Below are 21,323 nucleotides of genomic sequence, written 5' to 3'. Positions count from 1 at the left end.
ATCCGTCGCCCCTGCGAAGGCAGGGGCCCAATTTCGTGGCGGACCATCGGAAATTGGGTCCCCGCCTGCGCGGGGACGACGTACTTTAGCGCGTACGCGCCAGAGCATTACTGGGTCACAGGATTCGGCTTGTTCGGATCGATGCCGTACTTGGCGATCGCGTCCGCCACCACCTTCGCGTCGATCTTGCCTTCTTCGGCCAGCGACTTCAGCGCGGCGACCGTGATGTAGTAACGGTTCACCTCGAAGAACTCGCGCAGCTTGGCGCGGCTGTCCGAGCGGCCGAAGCCGTCGGTGCCCAGGACCTTGTACGTGCGGCCGCTCGGGATGTACGCGCGGATCTGCTCGGCGAACAGGCGCATGTAGTCGGTCGTCGCGACGATCGGGCCTTCGGAACCCTGCAGCAGCTGGGTCACGTACGGCACGCGCGGCGCATCGAGCGGGTGCGTCAGGTTCCAGCGGTCGGCGTCCTGGCCGTCGCGGGCCAGCAGCGTCAGCGACGGGCACGACCACACGTCGGCGGCGACGCCCCAGTCGTTCTTCAGCAGTTCGGCGGCGAACACGGACTCGCGCAGGATGGTGCCGGAGCCCATCAGCTGCACGCGCTGCTTGGCGTCTTTATCGCCTTCCTGCAGCAGGTACATGCCCTTGATGATGCCCTCTTCCGTACCCGGCTTCAGGCCCGGCTGCTCGTAGTTCTCGTTCATGATGGTGATGTAGTAGAACACATCCTCCTGCTTCTCCACCATGCGGTGCAGGCCGTTCTGGATGATCACCGCCACTTCGTGCGCGTAGGTCGGGTCGTACGGGACGCAGGTCGGGATGGTCGCCGCGAAGATGTGGCTGTGACCATCTTCGTGCTGCAGGCCTTCGCCGTTCAGCGTCGTGCGGCCGGCGGTACCGGCCATCAGGAAGCCGCGGGCACGGATGTCGCCGGCCAGCCAGGCCAGGTCGCCCACGCGCTGCAGGCCGAACATCGAGTAGTACGTGTAGAACGGGATCATCACGCGGTTGTTCGTCGAGTACGACGTCGCCGCGGCGATCCACGAGCACATGCCGCCCGCTTCGTTGATACCCTCTTGCAGGATCTGGCCCGCCTTGTCTTCGCGGTAGTACATCACCTGGTCCTTGTCGACCGGCTCGTACAACTGGCCCTGCTGGTTGAAGATACCGATCTGGCGGAACAGGCCTTCCATGCCGAACGTACGCGATTCGTCGACGAGGATCGGGACGATGCGCTGGCCGATGGCCGGATCCTTCAGCAGCGCGGTCAGCGTACGCACATAGGCTTGCGTCGTCGAGATCTCGCGGCCGGCGGCGGTCGGGTCGGTGACGGCCTTGAAGCTCGACAGCGGCGGGACCGGCAGCTTCTCGTCGGCCTGCTGGCGGCGCTGCGGCAGGTAGCCGCCGAGGGCCTTGCGGCGCTCGTGCAGGTATTTCATTTCAGGCGCGTCGTCGGACGGCTTGAAGAACGGGATGTCGGCCAGCTTGTCGTCCGGGATCGGGATGGCGAAGCGGTCGCGCATTTCGCGGATGGCTTCGTCGTCCAGTTTCTTGGTCTGGTGCGCCGTGTTGCGCGCCTCGCCCGACTTGCCCATGCCGAAGCCCTTGACGGTCTTCACGAGCAGCACGGTCGGGGTGCCCTTGTTTTCCTGGGCGTTCTTGAAGGCCGCGTAGATCTTGTGCGGATCGTGGCCGCCGCGGGTCAGGCGCCAGATGTCGTCGTCGGTCATGTTCGCGACCATCTTCAGCAGCTCGGGGTGCTTGCCGAAGAAGTGCTTGCGCACGTACGCGCCGTCTTTCGCCTTGTAGTTCTGGTATTCGCCGTCGACGGTTTCCATCATCACGCGCTGCAGGATGCCGTCCTTGTCCTTGGCCAGCAGGGCGTCCCAGCCCGGGCCCCAGATGACCTTGACGACGTTCCAGCCGGCGCCGCGGAAGTCCGCTTCCAGTTCCTGGATGATCTTGCCGTTGCCGCGCACCGGGCCGTCCAGGCGCTGCAGGTTGCAGTTGACGACCATGACGAGGTTGTCGAGCTTTTCGCGCGCGGCCATGCCGATCGCGCCCATCGATTCCGGCTCGTCCATCTCGCCATCGCCGCAGAAGACCCAGACCTTGCGGTTGTCGGTCTTGGCGATGCCGCGGGCTTCCAGGTACTTCAGGAAGCGTGCCTGGTAGATCGCCATGATCGGGCCCAGGCCCATCGACACGGTCGGGAACTGCCAGAAGTCCGGCATCAGTTTCGGGTGCGGGTACGACGACAGGCCCTTGCCGTCGACTTCCTGGCGGAAGTTCAGCAGTTGCTCTTCGGAGAGGCGGCCTTCCAGGAAGGCGCGGGCGTAGATGCCCGGCGACGAGTGGCCCTGGATGTACAGCAGGTCGCCGCCGTGGTCTTCGGTCTCGGCGTGCCAGAAGTGGTTGAAGCCGATGCCCAGCATGTTGGCCAGCGAGGCGAACGACGAGATGTGGCCACCGAGGTCGCCGTCGAGGCGGTTGGCCTTGACGACCATCGCCATGGCGTTCCAGCGCATCCACGAGCGCAGGCGCTCTTCGTATTCCAGGTTGCCGGGGCAGTGCGCTTCCAGGTGGGCCGGAATCGTGTTCACGTAGGCGGTGTTGCTCGAGAACGGAACGTGGGCGCCGCGGCGGCGCGCCAGATCGACCAGGCGCTCCAGCAGGTAGTGCGCGCGATCGGTACCTTCGAATTCGATGACCGCTTCAAGCGCGTCGAGCCATTCCTTGGTCTCGAGCGTGTCCGGGTCGTTGGCGGCTTGTGCCGTCAACTGGTCGAGTTGAGCTGACATTTGCTACGTCTCCTTGAGTGTGGTGCCCCACCCGATCCCGTTTATCCCGGACGTTTGGTGGCGAAAAGACTATCCCTTGAATAAAGCGTGTCGATTCTACCAGTGGAACACTCAATTTTCAAAATATGATATTCAATTTCATAATGTGAGATGAAAGCCATGTCGGACGCATGAAATATGGGTTCCGCCCGACACAGGCACGTCGATAAATATGACAACGAACGCCTCCGGGCGGCGCGCGATACCCTCGTGGGCGCTTATAATTTCGTTTTTGTCCAGCACACGAGCCCCCGCCATGACCGCCCAATTGATCGATGGAGTCAAACTTTCCCAACAACTGCGCGCCGACATCGCCGTCCGCACCGCCGCCCTCACCGCTGCCGGCCACCAGCCCGGCCTGGCCGTGATCATCGTCGGCGACGATCCGGCGAGCCACGTCTACGTGCGCAACAAGGTCAAGGCCTGCGGCGACGTGGGCTTCCACTCCGTGCTGGAAAAGTACGAGGCCGATTTCTCCGAGCAGGCCCTGCTCGACCGCATCGCCGCCCTGAACGCGGATCCGGCCATCCACGGCATCCTCGTGCAGATGCCGCTGCCGAAGCACATCGACGCAACGAAAGTCATCGAAGCCATCGCCACCAGCAAGGACGTGGACGGCTATTCCGTGCTGTCCGCCGGCGAACTGATGGCCGGCCTGGAAGGCTTCCGCCCGTGCACCCCGTACGGCTGCATGAAGCTGATCGAGACGACCGGCGTGAACCTGCGCGGCAAGCATGCCGTCGTGATCGGCCGCAGCAACACGGTCGGCAAGCCGATGGCGCTGCTGCTCTTGCAACAGAATGCCACCGTCACCATCTGCCATAGCGGTACGCCGGACCTGGGCTACCACACCCGCCAGGCGGACGTCGTCGTGGCCGCCGTCGGCCGCCGCAACACGCTGACGGGCGACATGGTCAAGCCGGGCGCCATCGTCATCGACGTGGGCATCAACCGCAACGACGAAGGCAAGCTGTGCGGCGACGTCGACTTCGACAGCGTCAAGGAAGTCGCCGGCCACGTCACGCCGGTGCCGGGTGGCGTGGGTCCGATGACCATCACCATGCTGCTCATGAATACGCTGGAGTCGGCCGAACGCGTCGCGAAACGCGGCTGAATGCGTCCGCGTGGGCTCGGGGAGCCCACCCAACCGGCAACCATCGTAGGGTGGGCACCTGTGCCCACGCGACGTATGCGTCGGCGTAACGCACGGTAGGCCCAGGTAGTAAGATGGCGGTGAGATTGAATATAAGGACTCTGACATGACGACCGAAACGACCAATCCCCTCCTCGCGAATCCCCTTCTCGATTTTTCGGGCCTGCCGCGATTCGACCTGATCCGTCCCGAGCATGTGACGCCGGCGATCGAGCAACTGATCGCCGAAGCACGCACCGCCGTGGCCCAGGCCGAAGCACCCGCGCAAGGCGCGGTCACGTGGGACAATTTCGTCGTCCCGCTCGAGGAAGCGACGGAACGCCTGGGCCGTGCCTGGGGCGTGGTCAACCACCTGAACCACGTGATGGACACGCCCGAGCTGCGTGCCACCTACAACGAGAACCAGCCGAAGATCACCGAGTTCTGGACGGAGCTGGGCCAGAACGAGGCGCTGTTCGACAAATACAAGCAGCTGCGCGCGAGCGCCGACTTCGCGAACCTGGCGCCGGCCCGCAAGCGCATCGTCGAGAACGCCCTGCGCGACTTCCGCCTGGGCGGCGCCGAGTTGCCGGAGAAACAGAAGGAACGCTTCGCCGAGATCCAGGAAGAGCAGGCGAAACTGTCCACGCGCTTCTCGGAAAACGTGCTGGACGCGACCAACGACTACAAACTGCTCGTCGCCGACGAAGCCGACCTGTCCGGCCTGCCGGACGACGTCAAGGCGGCCGCGCGCGCCGCGGCGGAGCGCGACGGCAAGACCGGCTGGCAATTCAGCCTGCACTTCCCGTCCTACTTCCCGATCCTGCAATTCGCCGACAAGCGCGAGCTGCGCGAACAGATCTACCGCGCCAACGCCACCAAGGCATCCGAGATGGGCGCCGTGTTCTCCGAGCTGGAAAAGTGGGACAACACGGGCAACATCGCCCAGCTGCTGAAACTGCGCGACGAGGAGGCGAAGCTGCTCGACTTCCAGAGCTTCGCCCACGTCTCGCTCGAACCGAAGATGGCCGAGACGCCGGAACACGTGATCGAGTTCCTGGAAGACCTCGCCCGCCGCGCCCGTCCATACGCCGAGAAGGACCTGGCCGAGCTGCGCGCGTTCGCGAAGGACGAACTGGGCATCGCCGACATGCAGGCGTGGGACGTGACCTATGCGTCGGAAAAGCTGCGCGAGAAGCGCTACGCGTTCTCCGCGCAGGAAGTGAAGGAATACTTCCCGGAGCCGAAGGTCGTCGCCGGCCTGTTCGGCCTGATCTCGAAGCTGTTCGACGTGACGATTTCTCCGGACGACGCGCCGGTCTGGCATCCAGACGTGCGTTTCTTCCGCATCGAGAAGAACGGTCAACTCATCGGCCAGTTCTACCTCGACCTGTACGCGCGTCCGGGCAAAGGCCAGGGCGCGTGGATGGACGACGCGCGCGGGCGCAGGCTCACCACGGGCGGCATCGTGCAGACGCCGATCGCGTACCTGACCTGCAACTTCACGCCGCCGGCGGAGGTCGACGGCAAGCTGCAGCCGTCGCTGTTCACGCACGATGAAGTGACGACGCTGTTCCACGAATTCGGCCACGGCCTGCACCACATGCTGACGGAAGTCGACGAGCTGTCGGTGTCCGGCATCTCGGGCGTGGAATGGGATGCCGTCGAGCTGCCGTCGCAGTTCATGGAAAACTTCTGCTGGGAGTGGGACGTCCTGCAAGGCATGACGGCGCACGTGAAGACGGGCGAGCCGCTGCCGCGCGCGCTGTACGACAAGATGCTCGCGGCGAAGAACTTCCAGTCCGGCATGCAGACGCTGCGCCAGGTCGAGTTCTCGCTGATCGACATGCACCTGCACTACGACTTCGACCCGACCAGCCAGAAGACCGTGCAGGAACTGGTCGACGAGGTACGCACCAGGTTCGCCGTGCTGATCCCGCCGTCGTTCAACCGCTTCCAGCATTCGTTCGGCCACATCTTCGCGGGCGGTTACGCGGCCGGCTATTACAGCTACAAGTGGGCCGAGGTGCTGTCGGCGGACGCGTATGCCGCGTTCGAGGAAGCCGTCGAAGCGGGCGGCGGTTCGCTGCTCGACGAGACGGGCAAGCGCTTCCACCGCGAGATCCTGGCCGTGGGCGGCTCGCGCCCGGCGCTCGAATCGTTCAAGGCCTTCCGCGGCCGCGAACCGAAGATCGACGCGCTGCTGCGCCACAACGGGATGCAGGCCTGAGTCACATGCGTGCCGCCGCCGCATTCGCACTCGTCGCCGCCACTGCCGCCGCGCAGGGCCAGACGTACAAGTGGAAGGATGCGGCCGGCGTCACGCATTACAGCGATACGCCTCCACCGAAAGTAGCGGCCCAGGTGCTGCGTCCGGACAGCCAACCGGTAACGAGTCCGTCGCTGCCGTACGAGCTGGCGCGCGCCGTTCGGCTCCATCCGGTGACCCTGTACACGACGGCCGGCTGCGACGCCTGCGACCAGGGCCGCGCCCTGCTGCGCGCGCGCGGCATCCCGTTCGCGGAAAAGACCGTGAACACGGCGCAAGACCGCGAGCAGCTGCAGCGCGCCGGTGGCAAGGACGAGCTGCCGCTGCTCGCCGTCGGCACCCGCCAGGTGACGGGCTTCGCGGCAGGCGCGTGGAACGACGCGCTCGATGCGGCGTCGTATCCACGCAAGACGATGCTGCCGCCGGGTTACCAGACCGGGAGCGCCGAAGCAGCCGCGCCGGCGAACCTGCCTTCGCCTCCGCCACGATTGCCGGAGGCGAAGGCGCCCGATGCCGCCGCCGCGCAGGCGGAACGGCAACAACCGCGCCAGCAGCCGCAGCCGAAGAAAACGCCACCGGATTTCCAGTTCTGATGACTCCGACTCCCATGACCCGGATCGACTTCCACACCAACATCCCCGACAAGCTCAGCTACGTCTGCCGCCTCGCGCGCAAGGCGTACGCGGCGCGCGCGAAGCTCGTCCTGCTGGCCGACAGCCCCGCGCAGGCGGAAGCCCTGAACGAGGCGCTGTGGACGCTGTCCGGCACCGACTTCATCCCGCACGTGATGGCGGGCGATCCCCTCGCGTCGGAGACGCCGGTGATCGTCACCGCCGACGAACGCGTCGAGCTGCCGCACCGCGACATGCTCGTGAACCTGACGCGCCGCACGCCGGCCGGCTTCGAGCAGTTCGCGCGCGTGTTCGAAATCATCTCGACGGACGAGGAAGACGCCGCCGCCGGCCGCGCGCGCTACGTCGCCTACAAGAAGCAGTCCTATCCGTTGACCCACTTCGTGGCGGGGCAATCATGAGCGATATTCCCTTCAACGACGAAAGCATCCCCGTCCTCACCGAGGTCGTGGCCGAGGTCGTGCCCGAGGTCGTGCCCGAAAGCGCGGCGGCACCGGCCGTGGAAGCACAGCCGGAACCGGAGCAGCCCACCCGGCGCGAGCTCGACGACGACGCCTGGCGCGCCCTCGAGGAACGCCTCGTCGCGCGCGTGCTCGACCGGTTGCAGGACCGCGTCGAACTGGTGCTGGAAGACCAGGTCCGCAGCAGCATGGCGCCCGTGCTGGACCACGTGGTGACGCGGCTCGCGACGGAATTGCGCGACGGTCTGCAGGTGACGGTCGAGCAGGTCGTCGCGCGCGCCGTCGCGCAGGAACTCACGCACCTGCGCTCGCGCGACTGAACGCTATCGCTCTCGCCATTAGAACGCTTTGCGCGCAGCGTAAATTAGAGTAACTTTGCTCGGCGCACATAACATTCTTCCTGGAGAGAACATGCAGGTCACTACGAAACTCATTCCCTTCGCCATCGCCCTCGCCTTCGCGGGCACGGCGAGCGCGCAGCAAGTGGTCAAGATCGGCCACGTGGCGCCGATCTCCGGCCCCAGCGCCCACCTCGGCAAGGACAACGAGAACGCCGCACGCATGGCGATCGACGAGCTCAACGCGAAGGGCGTCACGCTGAACGGCCAGAAGGTCACACTGCAACTGATCTCCGAAGACGACGGCGCCGATCCCAAGCAGGGCACGGCGGTGGCGCAGAAGCTCGTCGATGCGAAAGTCAACGGCGTGATCGGCCACCTGAATTCCGGCACCACCGTGCCCGCGTCGAAAATCTACAACGACGCCGGCATCGTGCAGATCTCGCCCGCCACGACGGCCCCCGTCTACACGCGCCAGCACTTCCCGGGCGCATTCCGCGTCGTCGCCAGCGACGCCAAGCTGGGCAGCACGCTGAGCAAGTACGCGATCGACACGCTGCACGCAAAGAACATCGCCATCATCGACGACCGCACGACGTACGGCCAGGGCGTCGCGGACGAGTTCGCGAAGGGCCTGAAAAAACCGGGCATCAAGGTCGTCGGCCGCGAATTCACGAGCGCCACGGCCACCGACTACACGGCGATCCTCACGTCGATCAAGGCCAAGAAGCCGGACCTGATCTTCTTCGGCGGCATGGATTCCGTCGCGGGCCCAATGCTCAAGCAGATGAAGGCGCTCGGCATCACGGCCGTGTTCATGGGCGGCGACGGCATGTGCACGGACGCGCTGGGCCGCCTGGCCGGCGACGGCCTCGGCGAAGGCAAGGTCTATTGCGCGGAAGCGGGCGGCGTGAAAGGTCCGCAGGAAAAAGTCATGGAAGACTTCCGCGCGCGCTACAAGAAGAAGTTCAACATGGACGTGCAGCTGTACGCGCCGTACGTCTACGATTCCGTGATGGTGATGGCGACGGCGATGCAGAACGCGAAATCGGCCGATCCCGCCAAATACCTGCCGGTCCTCAAGAACATCAAGTACGAGGGCGTGACCGGGACGATCCAGTTCGATGCGAACGGCGACATCAAGGATGGCGCGCTGACCCTGTTCACCTACAAGGGCGGCAAGCGGACCAAACTGGACGTCATCCGCTAGTTCGTTTTCCTCGCAATAAAAAAGCGCGCCTGCAAAACATGGCGCGCTTTTAGCCAACATGACGCGAACGTCACGCGTGGGCTCGGTGAGCCCACCCTGCCGCGAATTATTTCTGCGCCAGGACCCACTTGACCAGCGTGTGCGCTTCCGCTTCGCTGACCTGCGGGTTGGCCGGCATCGGGACCGGACCCCAGACACCCGAACCACCCTTCAGGACCTTGGCAACCAGCTTGCCTTCGGCATCTTTCTGGCCTGCGTATTTGGCGGCGACGTCCTTGTAGGCCGGGCCGACCAGCTTGGTTTGCACGGAGTGGCAAGCCATGCAATTCTTGGCCTTCGCCAGGGCGGCCGCGTCTTGCGCGAAGGCGCCGGTCGAAGCCAGGGCAGAGACTGCAGCGAACAACATCATGGTACGTTTCATCGACTCTCTCCAGTTGGGGGCATTTCTTTAATTCGAATTCTATCGTGTTTCCCAGCGCATAGCGGCTTGGACATACCTGGTAACGGATGATACAGATTGTCGTTGACCAGATGGCAGTATTCCGTTGCTTATCAGCAGCACTGTTGTAACATGGCCGCTCGAAAGGAATTCCGTTATGCCCCTGATCCTGCTGATCCTCGTCCTCGTCGTCCTGCGCTATTTCGAGGTCTGGCGCTTCGCCGAACTGTCCTGGTGGTGGATCGTCGGCCTGATGGTCGCCGGTTTCATCTGGTTCGAGTTCATCGAAAAGATGCTGGGCCTCGACAAGCGCAAGGCCCACGACCTCGACGAAAAGCGGCGCAAGGAGCGCGTCAAGCAGAGCTTCGGCAAGCGCAAATAAGGCGCCCGGCAGCTTAACACGCGTGCTTTGTTGGCGAACAGGCCATGTGGCGTATATGACATGTTCTCCGAGCGTATGAACGTACGAACGTGTCAATGCATACGAACATGTCAACGTCGCCCCCGCGAAGGCGGGGGCCCAAGTTGCACGCGTATCGCCAGCTCATGAGAAATTGAGTCCCCGCCTACGCGGGGACGACGGCTCAACGCGCTCCGACTTCGGATGCTCAGCAGGTCACCGCCCCCTTGCTCGCCGGCTGCGCAAGCGCCGCAAACTTGGCCAGCACCCCACGCGTATAACGCGGCGCCGGCCGCACCCACGCCGCGCGCCGGCGGGCGATCTCGTCGTCCGGCACGTTCAGCTGGATCAGCTGCCGGTGCGCGTCGATCGTGATCGAATCCCCTTCCTGCACGAGCGCGATCGTGCCGCCCTCGAACGCTTCCGGCGCCACATGGCCCACGACCATGCCCCACGTCCCGCCGGAAAAGCGACCGTCCGTGACCAGCCCGACGGATTCGCCGAGTCCCTTGCCGATCAGCGCCGCGGTCGGCGCCAGCATCTCCGGCATGCCGGGGCCGCCGCGCGGGCCCAGGTAGCGCAGCACGAGCACGTCGCCCGGGTTGATCTTGTTCGCGAGGATCGTGTCCATCGCACTGTACTCGTCGTCGAACACGCGCGCCGGCCCCGTGATCACGGGATTCTTCAGGCCCGTGATCTTGGCCACGCAGCCTTCCGGCGACAGATTCCCCTTCAGGATCGCCAGGTGCCCTTCGCTGTACAACGCCCGGTCCAGCGGACGGATGACGTCCTGCCCTGCCGGCGGCACGGACGGCACGTTCGCCAGTTCCTCCGCCAGCGTGCGGCCCGTGATGGTGATGCAATCGCCGTGCAGCAGGCCCGCGTCCAGCAGCAGCTTCATCACCTGCGGGATGCCGCCCGCCTGGTGCAGGTCCGTCGCGACGTATTCGCCCGACGGCTTCAGGTTGCAGATCACGGGCACCTTGCGGCGCACTCTCTCGAAATCGTCGATCGTCCATTCCACCTCGGCCGCGTGCGCGATGGCGAGGTAGTGCAGCACGGCGTTCGTCGAGCCGCCGGTCGCCATGATCACCGCCACCGCGTTCTCGATCGATCGTCTCGTGATGATGTCGCGCGGCTTCAGGTCGCGCTTGACGGCTTCCACGAGCACGCGCGCCGACTCCGCCGCCGATCCCACCTTCTCGTCGTCCGGATTGGCCATCGTCGACGAGTACAGCAGCGACATCCCGAGTGCCTCGAACGACGACGACATCGTGTTCGCCGTGTACATGCCGCCGCACGACCCGGACGACGGGCAGGCATTGCGCTCGATGCCGTCGAAATCCTCCTGGCTCATGCGCCCCGCCGTGAATTCGCCGACGGCCTCGAACGCCGACACGATCGTCAGGTCCTTGCCCTTCCAGTGCCCCGGCCTGATCGTGCCGCCGTACACGTAGATGCCGGGGACGTTCGTGCGCGCCAGCGCGATCATCCCGCCCGGCATGTTCTTGTCGCAGCCGCCGATCACGACGACGCCGTCCATCCACTGGCCGTTGACGCACGTCTCGATGCAGTCGGCGATCACCTCGCGCGAAATCAGCGAGAACTTCATGCCCTCCGTCCCCATCGACATGCCGTCGGAAATGGTGGGAGTGCCGAACACCTGCGGATTCGCACCGGCATCGCGGATGGTCGCGATGGCCACGTCGGCCAGTTTCTGCAGGCCCGAGTTGCAGGGCGTGATCGTGGAATGGCCGTTGGCGACGCCGATCATCGGCTTGTCGAAATCCTCCTTGCGATAGCCCATCGCGTAATACATCGAGCGGTTCGGGCTGCGGGCGACGCCTTCGGTCACGTGGCGGGAACGGCGGTTGTAAGGCATGGTCGGCTCCTGATGGGACGATTTTCCCAGCATGCCGCGCGGACCGGCTCGCGTCAAATGGGCGGTCACGCGTGCTTCTGATATGCTGCGCGAATCACAGACACGCCCCCCATACGATGAACATCGAAACGCGCCTGCTGCGCTACTTCGTCACCGTGGCCGAGGAACTGCACTTCGGCCGCGCCGCCGCGCGCCTGCACATGACGCAGCCGCCGCTGTCGCAGGCGATCGCCGCGCTGGAGGACGGCCTCGGCACCGCGCTGTTCCTGCGCAACCGCCGCACGGTCGCGCTGACGCCGGCCGGGAGCGCCCTGCTGCCCGAAGCCCGCCGCATCCTGAACGAGGCCGCCCTGCTGCCCGAACTGGCGCGGCGCGCTGCCAGCGGGGCAGCGGGCCGGCTGGCGCTCGCGTTCATCACCTCGGCCGACTACAGCGTGCTGCCGCCGTTCCTGCGCCGCTACAGCGAACGCTATCCGGGCGTGCAGCTGTCGTTGCAGGAAGCGACATCGGATGTGCAGGTGGACGAACTGCTGCGCGGCCGCATCGACGCCGGCCTCCTGATCCCCCCGCTGCCCGACCGCGCACGCGCCGAGCTCGATTACATGAAGGTGCTGGACGAGCCGCTGATCCTGTGCGCGCCCGCGGGACTGCTGCGCAAGAAGGGGCCGGTCGCGCTGCGCCACCTGCCCGCCCTGCCATTGATTATTTTTCCGCGCGAGATCTCGCCCGCGCTGCACGACGCGATCCTGTCCTGCTTCCGTGAAGCCGGCATCACGCCGGCCATCGGCCAGCAGGCGATCCAGATGCAAACGATCGTGAGTCTGGTCTCCGCAGGCATGGGGTTGGCACTTGTGCCACAATCCGTGTCGAACCTGATGCGGCCGGGCGTAGAATACCGTGCCCTCGCCGACCCGACCCCGCTGGTCGAGACCGGCATCGCATGGCGCCGCGATAATCCTTCGCCGGTGCTCAAGGGCTTCCTGGAACTACTGAGGACAATTTAATTATGCTCGTTCACCCGCAACCGAACCCGGTCGCCTTCAGCATCGGCCCCGTCGACATCCACTGGTACGGGATCATGTACGTGGTCGCCTTCGCCCTGTTCATCCTGCTCGGCCGCGTCCGCATCAAGACGCAGGCCCACGTGCAGGCGCAGGGCTGGACCAACACCGACCTCGACGACATGCTGTTCTACGGGATGCTGGGCGTGGTGATCGGCGGACGCCTCGGCGAAGTGCTGTTCTACCGCCCGGACTATTATTTCTCGCACCCGGCCGAGATCTTCATGACGTGGCACGGCGGCATGTCGTACCACGGCGGCTTCCTCGGCGTGCTGATCGCGATGGCGCTGTGGGCCAGGAAGCGCGGCCGCAACCTGCTCGACGTGTACGATTTCATCGCGCCCATGGTCCCCATCGGCTATGCGTGCGGCCGTCTCGGTAATTTCATCAACGCGGAGCTGCCGGGTCGCCTGGCCGATCCGAACCTGCCGTGGGCGATGCTGTGGCCGGGCGTGGAAGGGCTGCGCCATCCATCGCCGCTGTACCAGATGCTCGTCGACGGCATCCTCGTCTTCGTGATCATGTGGCTGTTCGCGCGCAAGCCGCGGCCGCGCCTCGCCGTCGGTGCGCTCTACACGCTGCTGTATGGCTGCGCGCGTTTCTTCACGGAGTATTTCCGCGTGCCCGATTGGGAGACGCATGTGATGGGGTTGCCGATCACGTCGGGGCAGGTGTTGTCGCTGCCGATGATCGTGGCGGGGCTCATTATGTTGGGGTGGGCGTATTCCGGTGCGAACAAGCGGGCCGTGCACGCCTGACCATCTGCGAACGTCCGCGTGGGCACGGGGTGCCCACCCTGTAAGAGCAAAGTTGTAATGTCCGCTTCTAGCAAAGTAGAAATGTCCGCTTTTGCTAGATAGTTCATGCTGTCGATTCCGAACGGTTTGGAGTCGAGTGTGGGCAAAGTCGGGAGCATTACGATGGAAGAGTTGGAGCGCGCCGATATCATCGCGGCTTGTGCCAAAGGTGAGATCACGGCGGTCATTGCAGCGAAGCGGTTGGGAATCACGACGCGGCAGGTTCGACGGCTGCAAAAGCGATTTGACGAAGACGGCGAACGTGGAATGATCTCCAGGCACAGGGGCAAGCCGAGCAATAATCGGCTTGCGCCCGAGTTGGCGCAAAAGGCATTGCAGCTGGTGCGCGAGCGCTATGCCGATTTTGGGCCGACGCTGGCGTGCGAGCAGTTGCGGGAGCGGCACGACTTGTGCCTATCGAAGGAAACTTTACGCAACTTGATGATTGAGGCCGGCTTATGGATTCCGAAAGCGGCCCGAAGTGCACGCTTGTACCAGCCGCGGGAACGACGGCCTTGCGTCGGCGAGTTGGTCCAGATAGACGGTAGCCGTCATCACTGGTTTGAAAAGCGCGACAACGCTTGTACCTTGCTGGTTTATGTCGACGACGCGACGGGAAAGATCCTGCATCTGCACTTCGCGGAGACTGAAACGACCGCCAGCTATTTCGCGGCCACTCGGCGATACATCGAACAGCATGGCAAGCCGCAAGCCTTCTATGCTGACCGAGCAGCGGTGTTCCGCTCGCCGTCGGCAACGAGTCGTACGAAGACCCAGTTCCAGCGTGCGCTCGACGAACTCGGCATCGAACTGATCTGTGCGAATTCCCCGCAAGCCAAAGGCCGCGTGGAACGTCTCAACCGTACTTTGCAAGACCGGCTGGTCAAGGCCCTGCGATTGGACGGCATCAGTGACATCGAAGCCGCCAACGTCTGGAGTGGCGACTTCATTCAACGTTACAACGCGACCTTCTCCCGGGTTCCGCGCAGCTCGCTCGACGTCCATGCGCCACTGCGTCCCGACGAGGATCTGGCGCTGATTCTGTCACTGTGCGACCACCGTAAGCTCACTGCCAAACTCACCCTGCAGCATGGCAAGCGGCTCTATCGCCTCGAAGACAAGCCAGCGTTACGTCAGCTGATCGGGCAGTCCATCAATATCCATACGTATGCCGATGGCCGAGTTGAGATTCGGGCAGACAGTCACGTACTCGCATACACCGCTATCGAGCAGCCTGACCGGGCCAACGTGACTTATGTCGATAGCAAAACTATTCATCACACCCTCGACAAGAAGGCGCGCAATCGTAACTACCGCCATGACCAACCTGCTACCGTCATCGCACAGGGTGTGACGGCGGCAAAGAAAATGTCCGCTCAAAAGCGCATTTGAACGCCCCAAAAAGCGGACATTTCTACTTTGCTGAAAGCGGACATTTTAACTTTGCCTTTACACACCCTACGACTCCGATCATCGTAGGGTGGGCTCCCCGAGCCCACCAAGCGTCACGCAACGCCCATCATCTCCAGCACCTTGTCCCACTGCCCTTTCGTGACCGGTGAAATGGACAACCTGCTGCCCTTCTGCAGCAGCACCATGTCTTCCAGCGCCGCCACCCCGCGCATCTCGGTCAGCGGCAGATAACGCCCTTCCGTCACCGCCGTCACGTCGACGGAGATCCAGCGCGGCTGCTCGCGCGTCGCCTTTGGATCGAAATAATGGCTGGAAGGGTCGAACTGCGACGCATCGGGATACGCGCCGCTGGCCACCTTCGCGATGCCCGCCACGCCCGGCACCGCGCAACTGGAGTGATAGAACAGGACGCCGTCGCCGACCTCCATCTGGTCGCGCATGAAATTGCGGGCCTGGTAGTTGCGCACGCCGAACCAGGCGACCGTCTTGCCGGGCGCCTTGAGGACGTCGGCGAAACTCACTTCATCGGGTTCGGATTTCATCAACCAGTAGCGCATGCGCGGGTCTCCATTCGTCAGCACAAATGAAAAAGCGGCTGCGAACTTATCGTACGCAACCGCTTCGGAATATATCCCCGCCTGTGCCGTTTTTGCCGGCATCCCGAACCTGATGGCTCAAGGTGGTCGTAGTCAGTTCAATTTCGGGTTCGTCGAACTAGCGACGATCGCGCCCACCAAACATGTTCCACAACCTATGCGAAAGAATGGTTCAAGGAATATATGGCAAATCTCGAACACCGCAGGGTAGACGGCAGTTTACTACGATGGCCGGGCATGTCAAACGTTTTTAGGCTCAGGCCAGGTTTTGGTCGGCCGAGAGTGCGGCATCCAACACCGTGTGCATCGCCTCGAGTTTCTGCTTGACTTCCAGGATCGTCAGGTCCGCCAAGGGTCCCTGCGGCGCTTTCACGGACAGGAATTCGGCGGCCACCGACAGCGCCGCCATCACGGCGATGCGGTCCGTGCCCTTGACCTTGCCCGAGTCGCGCAATGCACACATTTTGCCGTCGAGATAGGCCACGGCTTCGCGCAGCGTCTTCTCTTCGCCGTCGCGGCACGCCAGGCGATACGGCAAGCCCATGATGGTTACGTCCAGTTGGATCATTGCGGGGCCTCGGCGTCGTCGGTCGTCGTTTCGGGCGCGGGTTCGAGGTGCGCCAGCAGGGCTTCGACGCGCTGCTGGGCCGCGATCAGCCGGTTCTTGAAGTCGACGTTTTCCGCGCTGAGCAAGGCGTTCGCCTGGCGCAGCAAATAGTTCTCGCTGCGCAGCGCCTGGGTCAACTGGGCGAGCCGGTCGATCTTATCGGAGAGGTCTTGGAATTCGGAAATCATCCGTAACTATAGGATCGTCTTGAATTTTTCGTCAACAGGCGCGCGCTCCCGTGCGATCGTGCGCCCTGTCGCGGACGTTCGATGTTACCCTCATGTGCTTATGCATTCATCAACCGCCGCCCGGTCGCGCATCCGGCGGCGCGCCTTCCGTATTGTCCCGGCCCGTCCGAATCGGTTGCGAAACCGCAAAAAATTCCGTTAAAACCCGAACGCTGTGGCTTGAAATGCCAAATTATCGTCCCTATAATTAGCACTCGTTAGTAGAGAGTGCTAACAAACCTTTCTACGCCGCAGTGAGTCGATCCCGAGGATGGCTGGCTGCGGTCCCTGGATAGCTCGTCAAACCAACTAAAAGGAGTTTTGCATGAACCTTCGCCCATTGCACGATCGCGTGATCGTGAAGCGTCTCGACCAGGAAACCAAGACTGCATCCGGCCTGATCATCCCCGATGCGGCGGCCGAGAAGCCGGACCAAGGTGAAGTGCTGGCCGTTGGCAACGGCAAAGTGCAGGAGAACGGCAACGTCCGTGCGCTGGAAGTGAAAGTCGGCGACCGCGTCCTGTTCGGCAAGTACTCGGGCCAGGCCGTCAAGGTCAACGGCGAAGAGCTGCTGGTCATGCGCGAAGAAGACATCATGGCCGTCGTGGCCCAGTAATTCGTCCAATAACTTCCTGAAAAATCGGAGAATCAAATATGGCAGCTAAAGATGTAGTGTTCGGCGACGTAGCACGCGCCAAGATGGTCGAGGGTGTCAATATCCTGGCCAACGCAGTCAAGGTCACCCTGGGCCCGAAAGGCCGCAACGTCGTGCTGGAACGTTCGTTCGGCGCCCCGACCGTCACCAAGGACGGTGTCTCGGTCGCCAAAGAGATCGAACTGAAAGACAAGCTCATGAACATGGGCGCGCAGATGGTGAAGGAAGTCGCATCGAAGACCAGCGACAACGCCGGTGACGGCACCACCACCGCGACCGTGCTGGCGCAAGCCATCGTCCGCGAAGGCATGAAGTTCGTTGCCGCCGGCATGAACCCGATGGACCTGAAGCGCGGCATCGACAAGGCCGTCGCCGCCACCGTCGAAGAACTGAAGAAGATCGCCAAGCCGACCACGACCTCGAAAGAGATCGCGCAAGTCGGTACCATCTCGGCCAACTCGGATTCGTCCGTCGGCGAGCGCATCGCCGAGGCGATGGAAAAAGTCGGCAAGGAAGGCGTCATCACCGTCGAAGACGGCAAGTCGCTGAACGACGAGCTGGACATCGTGGAAGGCATGCAGTTCGACCGCGGCTACCTGTCGCCGTACTTCATCAACAACCCGGACAAGCAGGTTGCCGTTCACGAGAATCCGTTCGTCCTGCTGTGCGACAAGAAGATCTCGAACATCCGTGACCTGCTGCCGGTGCTGGAGCAAGTCGCCAAGGCTGGCCGTCCGCTGGTCATCGTCGCCGAAGACATCGAAGGCGAAGCGCTGGCGACCCTGGTCGTCAACAACATCCGCGGCATCCTGAAGACCGTTGCAGTGAAAGCCCCGGGCTTCGGCGACCGTCGCAAGGCCATGCTGGAAGACATCGCCATCCTGACCGGCGGCCAGGTGATCGCGGAAGAAGTCGGCCTGACCCTGGAAAAGGTCACGCTGAACGAACTGGGCCAGGCCAAGCGTATCGAAGTCGGCAAGGAAAACACCATCATCATCGATGGCGCCGGTGCCGCCGAAGCGATCGAAGCGCGCGTCAAGCAGATCCGCATCCAGATCGAAGAAGCGACCTCGGACTACGACCGTGAGAAGCTGCAGGAGCGCGTGGCCAAGCTGGCCGGCGGTGTTGCCGTGATCCGCGTCGGTGCCGCGACCGAAGTCGAAATGAAAGAGAAGAAAGCACGCGTGGAAGACGCGCTGCACGCCACCCGCGCTGCCGTCGAAGAAGGCATCGTCCCGGGCGGTGGCGTGGCCCTGCTGCGCGCCCGCGCCGCACTGCAGGTCAAGGGCGACAACCCGGACCAGGAAGCCGGCATCAAGATCGTCCTGCGCGCAATGGAAGAGCCGCTGCGCATGATCGTCCAGAACGCCGGTGAAGAGCCGTCGGTCGTCGTCGCCGCCGTCATCAACGGCCAGGGCAACTACGGCTACAACGCCTCGAACGGCACCTATGGCGACATGGTCGAAATGGGCGTGCTGGATCCGGCCAAGGTCACCCGCTCGGCCCTGCAGAACGCAGCGTCGATCGCCGGCCTGATGCTGACCACCGACTGCATGGTCTCGGAAGTCGTCGAAGACAAGCCGGCCGCTGGCGGCATGGGTGGCATGGGCGGCATGGGCGGCATGGGCATGGACGGCATGATGTAATAACCGGTCCCCGCGCCGTACTACGTCGCACCGGAAGCCCGCAGGGTTCGCGCCCTGCGGGCTTTTTCTTTTGTCCGGACTAACCGTGCGAGCCTTGAACCGCAGCCGCTGCATACTGGCGGCATCGACTTGCAAAGCGGAGGCACCATGGCGGCAGTGAACCTGGACGAACTCGAACACGCGGCCCTCGTCGTCGACGATGGCGAAGGCCGCGCCACGGCCCTCGTCGCGCGCGCGACGGGCATGATCCATTTGCTCAACGACGACTACATGGACGAGGAAGCGCCAATGCCGGCCGACGCGGGCGCCGGCAGGAGCACGGAAGATAGCGACTACGTGGCCGTGCCGCCCGCGAGCACGCTCGGCATCGGCGACCAGCTCGTGTTCCGCTTCGCCGCCACGCACCTCGCGGGCGACCAGGCGGCGATCCGCGACCTCGTCCGCGCCGAAGACACCGACGGCTTCGAGCGCCTGCTCGACGAGCGCGGCGCCACCGAGTCGTGGCAGCGCTTCCGCACCGAGGAAACGCAGACCGCGCTGCGCCGCTGGTGCGACGAGCACGGGCTGCGGGTCGCAGGCTGACGGCTCAGAACCGGGCCTCGAACGCCGCGCGCACACTGGGGCGGCGTACGTTGACGATACGGTTGCGCAGCACGCCGTCCAGCGTCGCGTAGCTGCTGTCGTTGACGAAGTCCGAGCCGAGCACGTTCACGGCCGTCACGCGCAGTGTCGATCCCGCGCCCAGTTTCCAGGCCGCGTAGATGTCGAGGTCACGCTGCGCGTGCAGGTACACCATCTGGTTCGTGGAAACGCGCACCGTGCCGCCCTGGCGAAACGCGAAGTTGACACCGGCCGAGAACCGGTTGCGCCGCCAGTCGGCGCCAAGGTTGGCGGACAGCGGCACCTGCTGGTTGAGCCGGTTGTCCGGGCCGCGCACGCCATCCACGTGCGACCAGTTGCGCGCGACGTCGCCGCGCAGTTCCAGCGTCCGCACCGGGAAATGCGTTTCGAGTTGGAGCGTGCGCGTCGTCGCGCTGCCCACGTTTTCCGGCTGCGACACCCAACGGCCTGCGGCCGCATCGAAGCGGACCAGGTTGCGCGTGGTGTCGTCGATGCGGCGCTGCGATGCGCTCACCGAGAACAGCGCGCCCGGTGCCCATTCGCGTTCATAGGCCGCATCGATGGCGAGCGCCAGTTCCGGCTTCAGGTTCGGGTTGCCCCGCACGTCCGGCTCGACCTGGCTGTTGTTCACGGTTGTGTAGCGGTGCGGCAGCAGCGCCTCCATGCCGGGCGCCTTGTACGTGCGCGCGACAGCGAGGCGCACACGGTCGTTGCGCTTCCCCGGCAATTGATACAGCGTCTGGACGATGGGACTGAACACGCTCGACCACGACCGCGCGCTGCCGAAGCCGGCGCCGTCGGCACGGATGCGCACGCCCTCCCAGCGCGTGCCGAGATAGGCCGACCAGGCGGGCGTTACCTGCCACTCGTCCTGTGCGTACAAGGCCAAACGTGTGACGGTGCCCGTGTAGCGCTCGTCGCCGTGCGGGATGACGAGCGATGGTTGCGTCGGATCGCGTTCGCGGCGGGCGTCCTCGCGGTGCGCGCGGCCTGCGTCCCAGCCGACGGCCAGCGCGTGGCCTTCCCACAGCGGCAAGGTCGCCTTGCCGGTCGTGCCGACGTCGCGGTCATGGCCCGTCGAGTCGATGTCGCGGCGGAGTGATCCGACGGCCGGATTGCCGCCCGCATCGCGGTCGCTGCCATTGTCCGTGTGGCCGCCGGAGGCATTGAACTTCGTCTCCAGCTGGCCCCCGCCTTCGAAGCGGTGCACCCACTCGAGCGCCGCGCGCACCGAGCCCATGTCGTTGCTCATGCGGATGTCCTGGCGCGGATACGGCGCCGCCTCGCCCAGCCATGTCGTCACCGGAGAACGGACGCCGACGCGGAAGCGGTTCAATGTCGCGAGTCCCTCCAGCGCGAGCGTGTCGCCGCCGTCCAATGTCCACGCGAGCCGGGGCACGAGGCTCAGCGTCGCCAGGTGACCTTGTTCCCGGCTGGCCGTCGTGCGCAGCAAGGTCGGGCGGCCGGCCGCGTCGAATCCTTCCTCGCGTGCGGGCACGTCGCCATCGAAGTCGTTGCGCATCGCCTCCAGCGCGAGCGAATACGAGAACCGGTCGCGCTTGTCCGCCACGCGCAGGCTCGCATTCGGGCTGCGCGTGTCGCGGCCCGCTTCGATACCGGCCTTGAACTCGCGCTCCCGGGTCCGGACGACCTTCTTCAGCACGATGTTGATGGTGCCCGCGATGGCCTGGGTCGGCAGGTCCGCACTGGCCGCGCGCCGCACCTCGATGCGCTCGACGGCATCGGGCGCCAGCGTGTCGAACGCGACGCCGGGCGGCACACGTTCGCCGTCGACGAGCACCTGCGTATAGCCGTTGCCCAGTCCCTGCAGCCGCACCTCGCCGCCGCGCCCGGCGGCACCGTTCACCGTCACACCCGGTATCCGCTTGAGGACGTCGAGCAGGTTCGTGTCGCCGTATTTCACGAGGTCCTCGTGGCGGACGACGATGCGGGCCGCGGTGTCGTCGCGGCGTGGGTCGTAGTCGGTCGCTTTGCCGCGCACGTCGACTTGCGCGGGCGGGGTGTCCTGCGCCAGGGCGGAGGCCGACACGATCAGGGAGGCAAGGATGGTGCGGCGTGGCGACATGGGACCCC

The 21,323-nt window shown here is 64.5% G+C and carries 20 protein-coding genes and 1 other RNA gene; 13 read left to right on the top strand and 8 right to left on the bottom strand.

Translation table 11 applies throughout. The annotated features are described in order from the left end of the window. Positions 1 to 107 precede the first annotated feature (107 nt). The gene (gene aceE / locus ACEN98_RS06930; protein WP_413382923.1) at positions 108 to 2,804 is read right to left on the bottom strand and encodes a pyruvate dehydrogenase (acetyl-transferring), homodimeric type; all 2,697 of its coding nucleotides are present in this window, start codon (positions 2,802 to 2,804) and stop codon (positions 108 to 110) included. Positions 2,805 to 3,099: 295 nt separating this feature from the next. On the opposite strand from aceE, the gene folD reads away from it, so the two are divergent. From folD to ACEN98_RS06900, 6 genes are all read left to right on the top strand, one after another. After that, positions 3,100 to 3,957: a bifunctional methylenetetrahydrofolate dehydrogenase/methenyltetrahydrofolate cyclohydrolase FolD gene (gene folD / locus ACEN98_RS06925; RefSeq protein WP_413382921.1), complete on the top strand. Its 858-nt coding sequence runs from the start codon at positions 3,100 to 3,102 to the stop codon at positions 3,955 to 3,957. A gap of 145 nt (positions 3,958 to 4,102) precedes the next feature. Further along, the gene (locus ACEN98_RS06920) at positions 4,103 to 6,205 is read left to right on the top strand and encodes a M3 family metallopeptidase (protein WP_413382919.1); all 2,103 of its coding nucleotides are present in this window, start codon (positions 4,103 to 4,105) and stop codon (positions 6,203 to 6,205) included. Positions 6,206 to 6,210: 5 nt separating this feature from the next. After that, complete coding sequence (locus tag ACEN98_RS06915; RefSeq protein ID WP_413382917.1) at positions 6,211 to 6,837, top strand: DUF4124 domain-containing protein; 627 nt, start codon at positions 6,211 to 6,213, stop codon at positions 6,835 to 6,837. 14 nt (positions 6,838 to 6,851) lie between these two features. Next, positions 6,852 to 7,277: a DNA polymerase III subunit chi gene (locus ACEN98_RS06910; RefSeq protein WP_413385957.1), complete on the top strand. Its 426-nt coding sequence runs from the start codon at positions 6,852 to 6,854 to the stop codon at positions 7,275 to 7,277. After that, on the top strand, positions 7,274 to 7,657 hold the full coding sequence (locus ACEN98_RS06905; RefSeq protein WP_413382915.1) for a hypothetical protein: 384 nt from the start codon (positions 7,274 to 7,276) through the stop codon (positions 7,655 to 7,657). Before ACEN98_RS06910 ends, ACEN98_RS06905 begins: the two co-directional genes overlap by 4 nt. A gap of 91 nt (positions 7,658 to 7,748) precedes the next feature. Further along, positions 7,749 to 8,885 (top strand): branched-chain amino acid ABC transporter substrate-binding protein, encoded by a 1,137-nt coding sequence (locus ACEN98_RS06900; RefSeq protein ID WP_413340526.1) that lies wholly within the window; start codon positions 7,749 to 7,751, stop codon positions 8,883 to 8,885. Positions 8,886 to 8,991: 106 nt separating this feature from the next. Here the strand turns inward: ACEN98_RS06900 and ACEN98_RS06895 are convergent, their stop codons facing one another. After that, positions 8,992 to 9,306: a c-type cytochrome gene (locus tag ACEN98_RS06895; protein WP_259449906.1), complete on the bottom strand. Its 315-nt coding sequence runs from the start codon at positions 9,304 to 9,306 to the stop codon at positions 8,992 to 8,994. 175 nt (positions 9,307 to 9,481) lie between these two features. On the opposite strand from ACEN98_RS06895, the gene ACEN98_RS06890 reads away from it, so the two are divergent. Further along, positions 9,482 to 9,706 (top strand): TIGR04438 family Trp-rich protein, encoded by a 225-nt coding sequence (locus ACEN98_RS06890; protein WP_413340530.1) that lies wholly within the window; start codon positions 9,482 to 9,484, stop codon positions 9,704 to 9,706. 226 nt (positions 9,707 to 9,932) lie between these two features. Here the strand turns inward: ACEN98_RS06890 and ilvD are convergent, their stop codons facing one another. After that, positions 9,933 to 11,606, bottom strand: a complete 1,674-nt coding sequence (gene ilvD, locus ACEN98_RS06885) for a dihydroxy-acid dehydratase (RefSeq protein ID WP_413382913.1) — start codon at positions 11,604 to 11,606, stop codon at positions 9,933 to 9,935. 116 nt (positions 11,607 to 11,722) lie between these two features. Between ilvD and ACEN98_RS06880 the strand changes: the two genes are divergently transcribed. The 3 genes from ACEN98_RS06880 to ACEN98_RS06870 all read left to right on the top strand — a co-directional run bounded on the left by ACEN98_RS06880 (position 11,723) and on the right by ACEN98_RS06870 (position 14,856). Continuing rightward, complete coding sequence (locus ACEN98_RS06880) at positions 11,723 to 12,610, top strand: LysR family transcriptional regulator (protein ID WP_413382911.1); 888 nt, start codon at positions 11,723 to 11,725, stop codon at positions 12,608 to 12,610. A 2-nt stretch (positions 12,611 to 12,612) separates the two neighbouring features. Next, positions 12,613 to 13,425 carry a prolipoprotein diacylglyceryl transferase gene (gene lgt, locus ACEN98_RS06875; protein ID WP_413382909.1) on the top strand — a complete coding sequence of 271 codons (813 nt, stop codon included), beginning with the start codon at positions 12,613 to 12,615 and terminating at the stop codon, positions 13,423 to 13,425. Between the two features lie 105 nt (positions 13,426 to 13,530). Next, positions 13,531 to 14,856 (top strand): ISNCY family transposase, encoded by a 1,326-nt coding sequence (locus tag ACEN98_RS06870; protein ID WP_413382907.1) that lies wholly within the window; start codon positions 13,531 to 13,533, stop codon positions 14,854 to 14,856. A 113-nt stretch (positions 14,857 to 14,969) separates the two neighbouring features. Here the strand turns inward: ACEN98_RS06870 and ACEN98_RS06865 are convergent, their stop codons facing one another. The 4 genes from ACEN98_RS06865 to ACEN98_RS06850 form a co-directional block, all read right to left on the bottom strand. Beyond that, the gene (locus tag ACEN98_RS06865; protein WP_413382905.1) at positions 14,970 to 15,434 is read right to left on the bottom strand and encodes an EVE domain-containing protein; all 465 of its coding nucleotides are present in this window, start codon (positions 15,432 to 15,434) and stop codon (positions 14,970 to 14,972) included. A 70-nt stretch (positions 15,435 to 15,504) separates the two neighbouring features. After that, positions 15,505 to 15,685, bottom strand: a non-coding RNA gene (gene ssrS, locus ACEN98_RS06860) — 6S RNA. Between the two features lie 44 nt (positions 15,686 to 15,729). Continuing rightward, complete coding sequence (locus ACEN98_RS06855; protein ID WP_056130616.1) at positions 15,730 to 16,041, bottom strand: cell division protein ZapA; 312 nt, start codon at positions 16,039 to 16,041, stop codon at positions 15,730 to 15,732. Next, a complete protein-coding gene (locus ACEN98_RS06850) occupies positions 16,038 to 16,268 on the bottom strand; it encodes a hypothetical protein (RefSeq protein ID WP_056130612.1) in 231 nt (76 codons plus the stop codon). Before ACEN98_RS06850 ends, ACEN98_RS06855 begins: the two co-directional genes overlap by 4 nt. Positions 16,269 to 16,632: 364 nt before the next feature. Between ACEN98_RS06850 and groES the strand changes: the two genes are divergently transcribed. The 3 genes from groES to ACEN98_RS06835 all read left to right on the top strand — a co-directional run bounded on the left by groES (position 16,633) and on the right by ACEN98_RS06835 (position 19,190). Then, the gene (gene groES / locus ACEN98_RS06845) at positions 16,633 to 16,923 is read left to right on the top strand and encodes a co-chaperone GroES (RefSeq protein WP_413382903.1); all 291 of its coding nucleotides are present in this window, start codon (positions 16,633 to 16,635) and stop codon (positions 16,921 to 16,923) included. 38 nt (positions 16,924 to 16,961) lie between these two features. Continuing rightward, on the top strand, positions 16,962 to 18,608 hold the full coding sequence (gene groL / locus ACEN98_RS06840) for a chaperonin GroEL (RefSeq protein ID WP_413382901.1): 1,647 nt from the start codon (positions 16,962 to 16,964) through the stop codon (positions 18,606 to 18,608). A 147-nt stretch (positions 18,609 to 18,755) separates the two neighbouring features. Then, positions 18,756 to 19,190 carry a hypothetical protein gene (locus ACEN98_RS06835; RefSeq protein WP_413382899.1) on the top strand — a complete coding sequence of 145 codons (435 nt, stop codon included), beginning with the start codon at positions 18,756 to 18,758 and terminating at the stop codon, positions 19,188 to 19,190. A 4-nt stretch (positions 19,191 to 19,194) separates the two neighbouring features. Here the strand turns inward: ACEN98_RS06835 and ACEN98_RS06830 are convergent, their stop codons facing one another. Then, entirely contained in the window at positions 19,195 to 21,315 is a 2,121-nt protein-coding gene (locus tag ACEN98_RS06830) for a TonB-dependent receptor plug domain-containing protein (RefSeq protein WP_413382897.1), read from the bottom strand. Positions 21,316 to 21,323: the final 8 nt, after the last annotated feature.

Origin of the sequence: Massilia sp. CT11-137, assembly GCF_047302885.1 — a bacterium.
Lineage (GTDB): Bacteria > Pseudomonadota > Gammaproteobacteria > Burkholderiales > Burkholderiaceae_D > Telluria > Telluria orientalis.
Note: the sequence above shows the minus strand (reverse complement) of the source record. Positions and strands in the feature narration are given on the sequence as shown.

What these genes read in the sequence shown, in the direction of transcription:
- ACEN98_RS06920 (WP_413382919.1), top strand. Translation starts at nt 4,103, where the DNA reads ATGACGACCGAAACGACCAATCCCCTCCTCGCGAATCCCCTTCTCGAT.
- ACEN98_RS06835 (WP_413382899.1), top strand. Translation starts at nt 18,756, where the DNA reads ATGGCGGCAGTGAACCTGGACGAACTCGAACACGCGGCCCTCGTCGTC.
- ACEN98_RS06890 (WP_413340530.1), top strand. Translation starts at nt 9,482, where the DNA reads ATGCCCCTGATCCTGCTGATCCTCGTCCTCGTCGTCCTGCGCTATTTC.
- ACEN98_RS06830 (WP_413382897.1), bottom strand. Translation starts at nt 21,315, where the DNA reads ATGTCGCCACGCCGCACCATCCTTGCCTCCCTGATCGTGTCGGCCTCC.
- ACEN98_RS06910 (WP_413385957.1), top strand. Translation starts at nt 6,852, where the DNA reads ATGACCCGGATCGACTTCCACACCAACATCCCCGACAAGCTCAGCTAC.
- aceE (WP_413382923.1), bottom strand. Translation starts at nt 2,804, where the DNA reads ATGTCAGCTCAACTCGACCAGTTGACGGCACAAGCCGCCAACGACCCG.
- ACEN98_RS06850 (WP_056130612.1), bottom strand. Translation starts at nt 16,268, where the DNA reads ATGATTTCCGAATTCCAAGACCTCTCCGATAAGATCGACCGGCTCGCC.
- ACEN98_RS06895 (WP_259449906.1), bottom strand. Translation starts at nt 9,306, where the DNA reads ATGAAACGTACCATGATGTTGTTCGCTGCAGTCTCTGCCCTGGCTTCG.
- ACEN98_RS06865 (WP_413382905.1), bottom strand. Translation starts at nt 15,434, where the DNA reads ATGCGCTACTGGTTGATGAAATCCGAACCCGATGAAGTGAGTTTCGCC.
- ilvD (WP_413382913.1), bottom strand. Translation starts at nt 11,606, where the DNA reads ATGCCTTACAACCGCCGTTCCCGCCACGTGACCGAAGGCGTCGCCCGC.
- folD (WP_413382921.1), top strand. Translation starts at nt 3,100, where the DNA reads ATGACCGCCCAATTGATCGATGGAGTCAAACTTTCCCAACAACTGCGC.
- ACEN98_RS06905 (WP_413382915.1), top strand. Translation starts at nt 7,274, where the DNA reads ATGAGCGATATTCCCTTCAACGACGAAAGCATCCCCGTCCTCACCGAG.
- ACEN98_RS06855 (WP_056130616.1), bottom strand. Translation starts at nt 16,041, where the DNA reads ATGATCCAACTGGACGTAACCATCATGGGCTTGCCGTATCGCCTGGCG.
- ACEN98_RS06900 (WP_413340526.1), top strand. Translation starts at nt 7,749, where the DNA reads ATGCAGGTCACTACGAAACTCATTCCCTTCGCCATCGCCCTCGCCTTC.
- groL (WP_413382901.1), top strand. Translation starts at nt 16,962, where the DNA reads ATGGCAGCTAAAGATGTAGTGTTCGGCGACGTAGCACGCGCCAAGATG.
- groES (WP_413382903.1), top strand. Translation starts at nt 16,633, where the DNA reads ATGAACCTTCGCCCATTGCACGATCGCGTGATCGTGAAGCGTCTCGAC.
- ACEN98_RS06880 (WP_413382911.1), top strand. Translation starts at nt 11,723, where the DNA reads ATGAACATCGAAACGCGCCTGCTGCGCTACTTCGTCACCGTGGCCGAG.
- ACEN98_RS06870 (WP_413382907.1), top strand. Translation starts at nt 13,531, where the DNA reads ATGCTGTCGATTCCGAACGGTTTGGAGTCGAGTGTGGGCAAAGTCGGG.
- lgt (WP_413382909.1), top strand. Translation starts at nt 12,613, where the DNA reads ATGCTCGTTCACCCGCAACCGAACCCGGTCGCCTTCAGCATCGGCCCC.
- ACEN98_RS06915 (WP_413382917.1), top strand. Translation starts at nt 6,211, where the DNA reads ATGCGTGCCGCCGCCGCATTCGCACTCGTCGCCGCCACTGCCGCCGCG.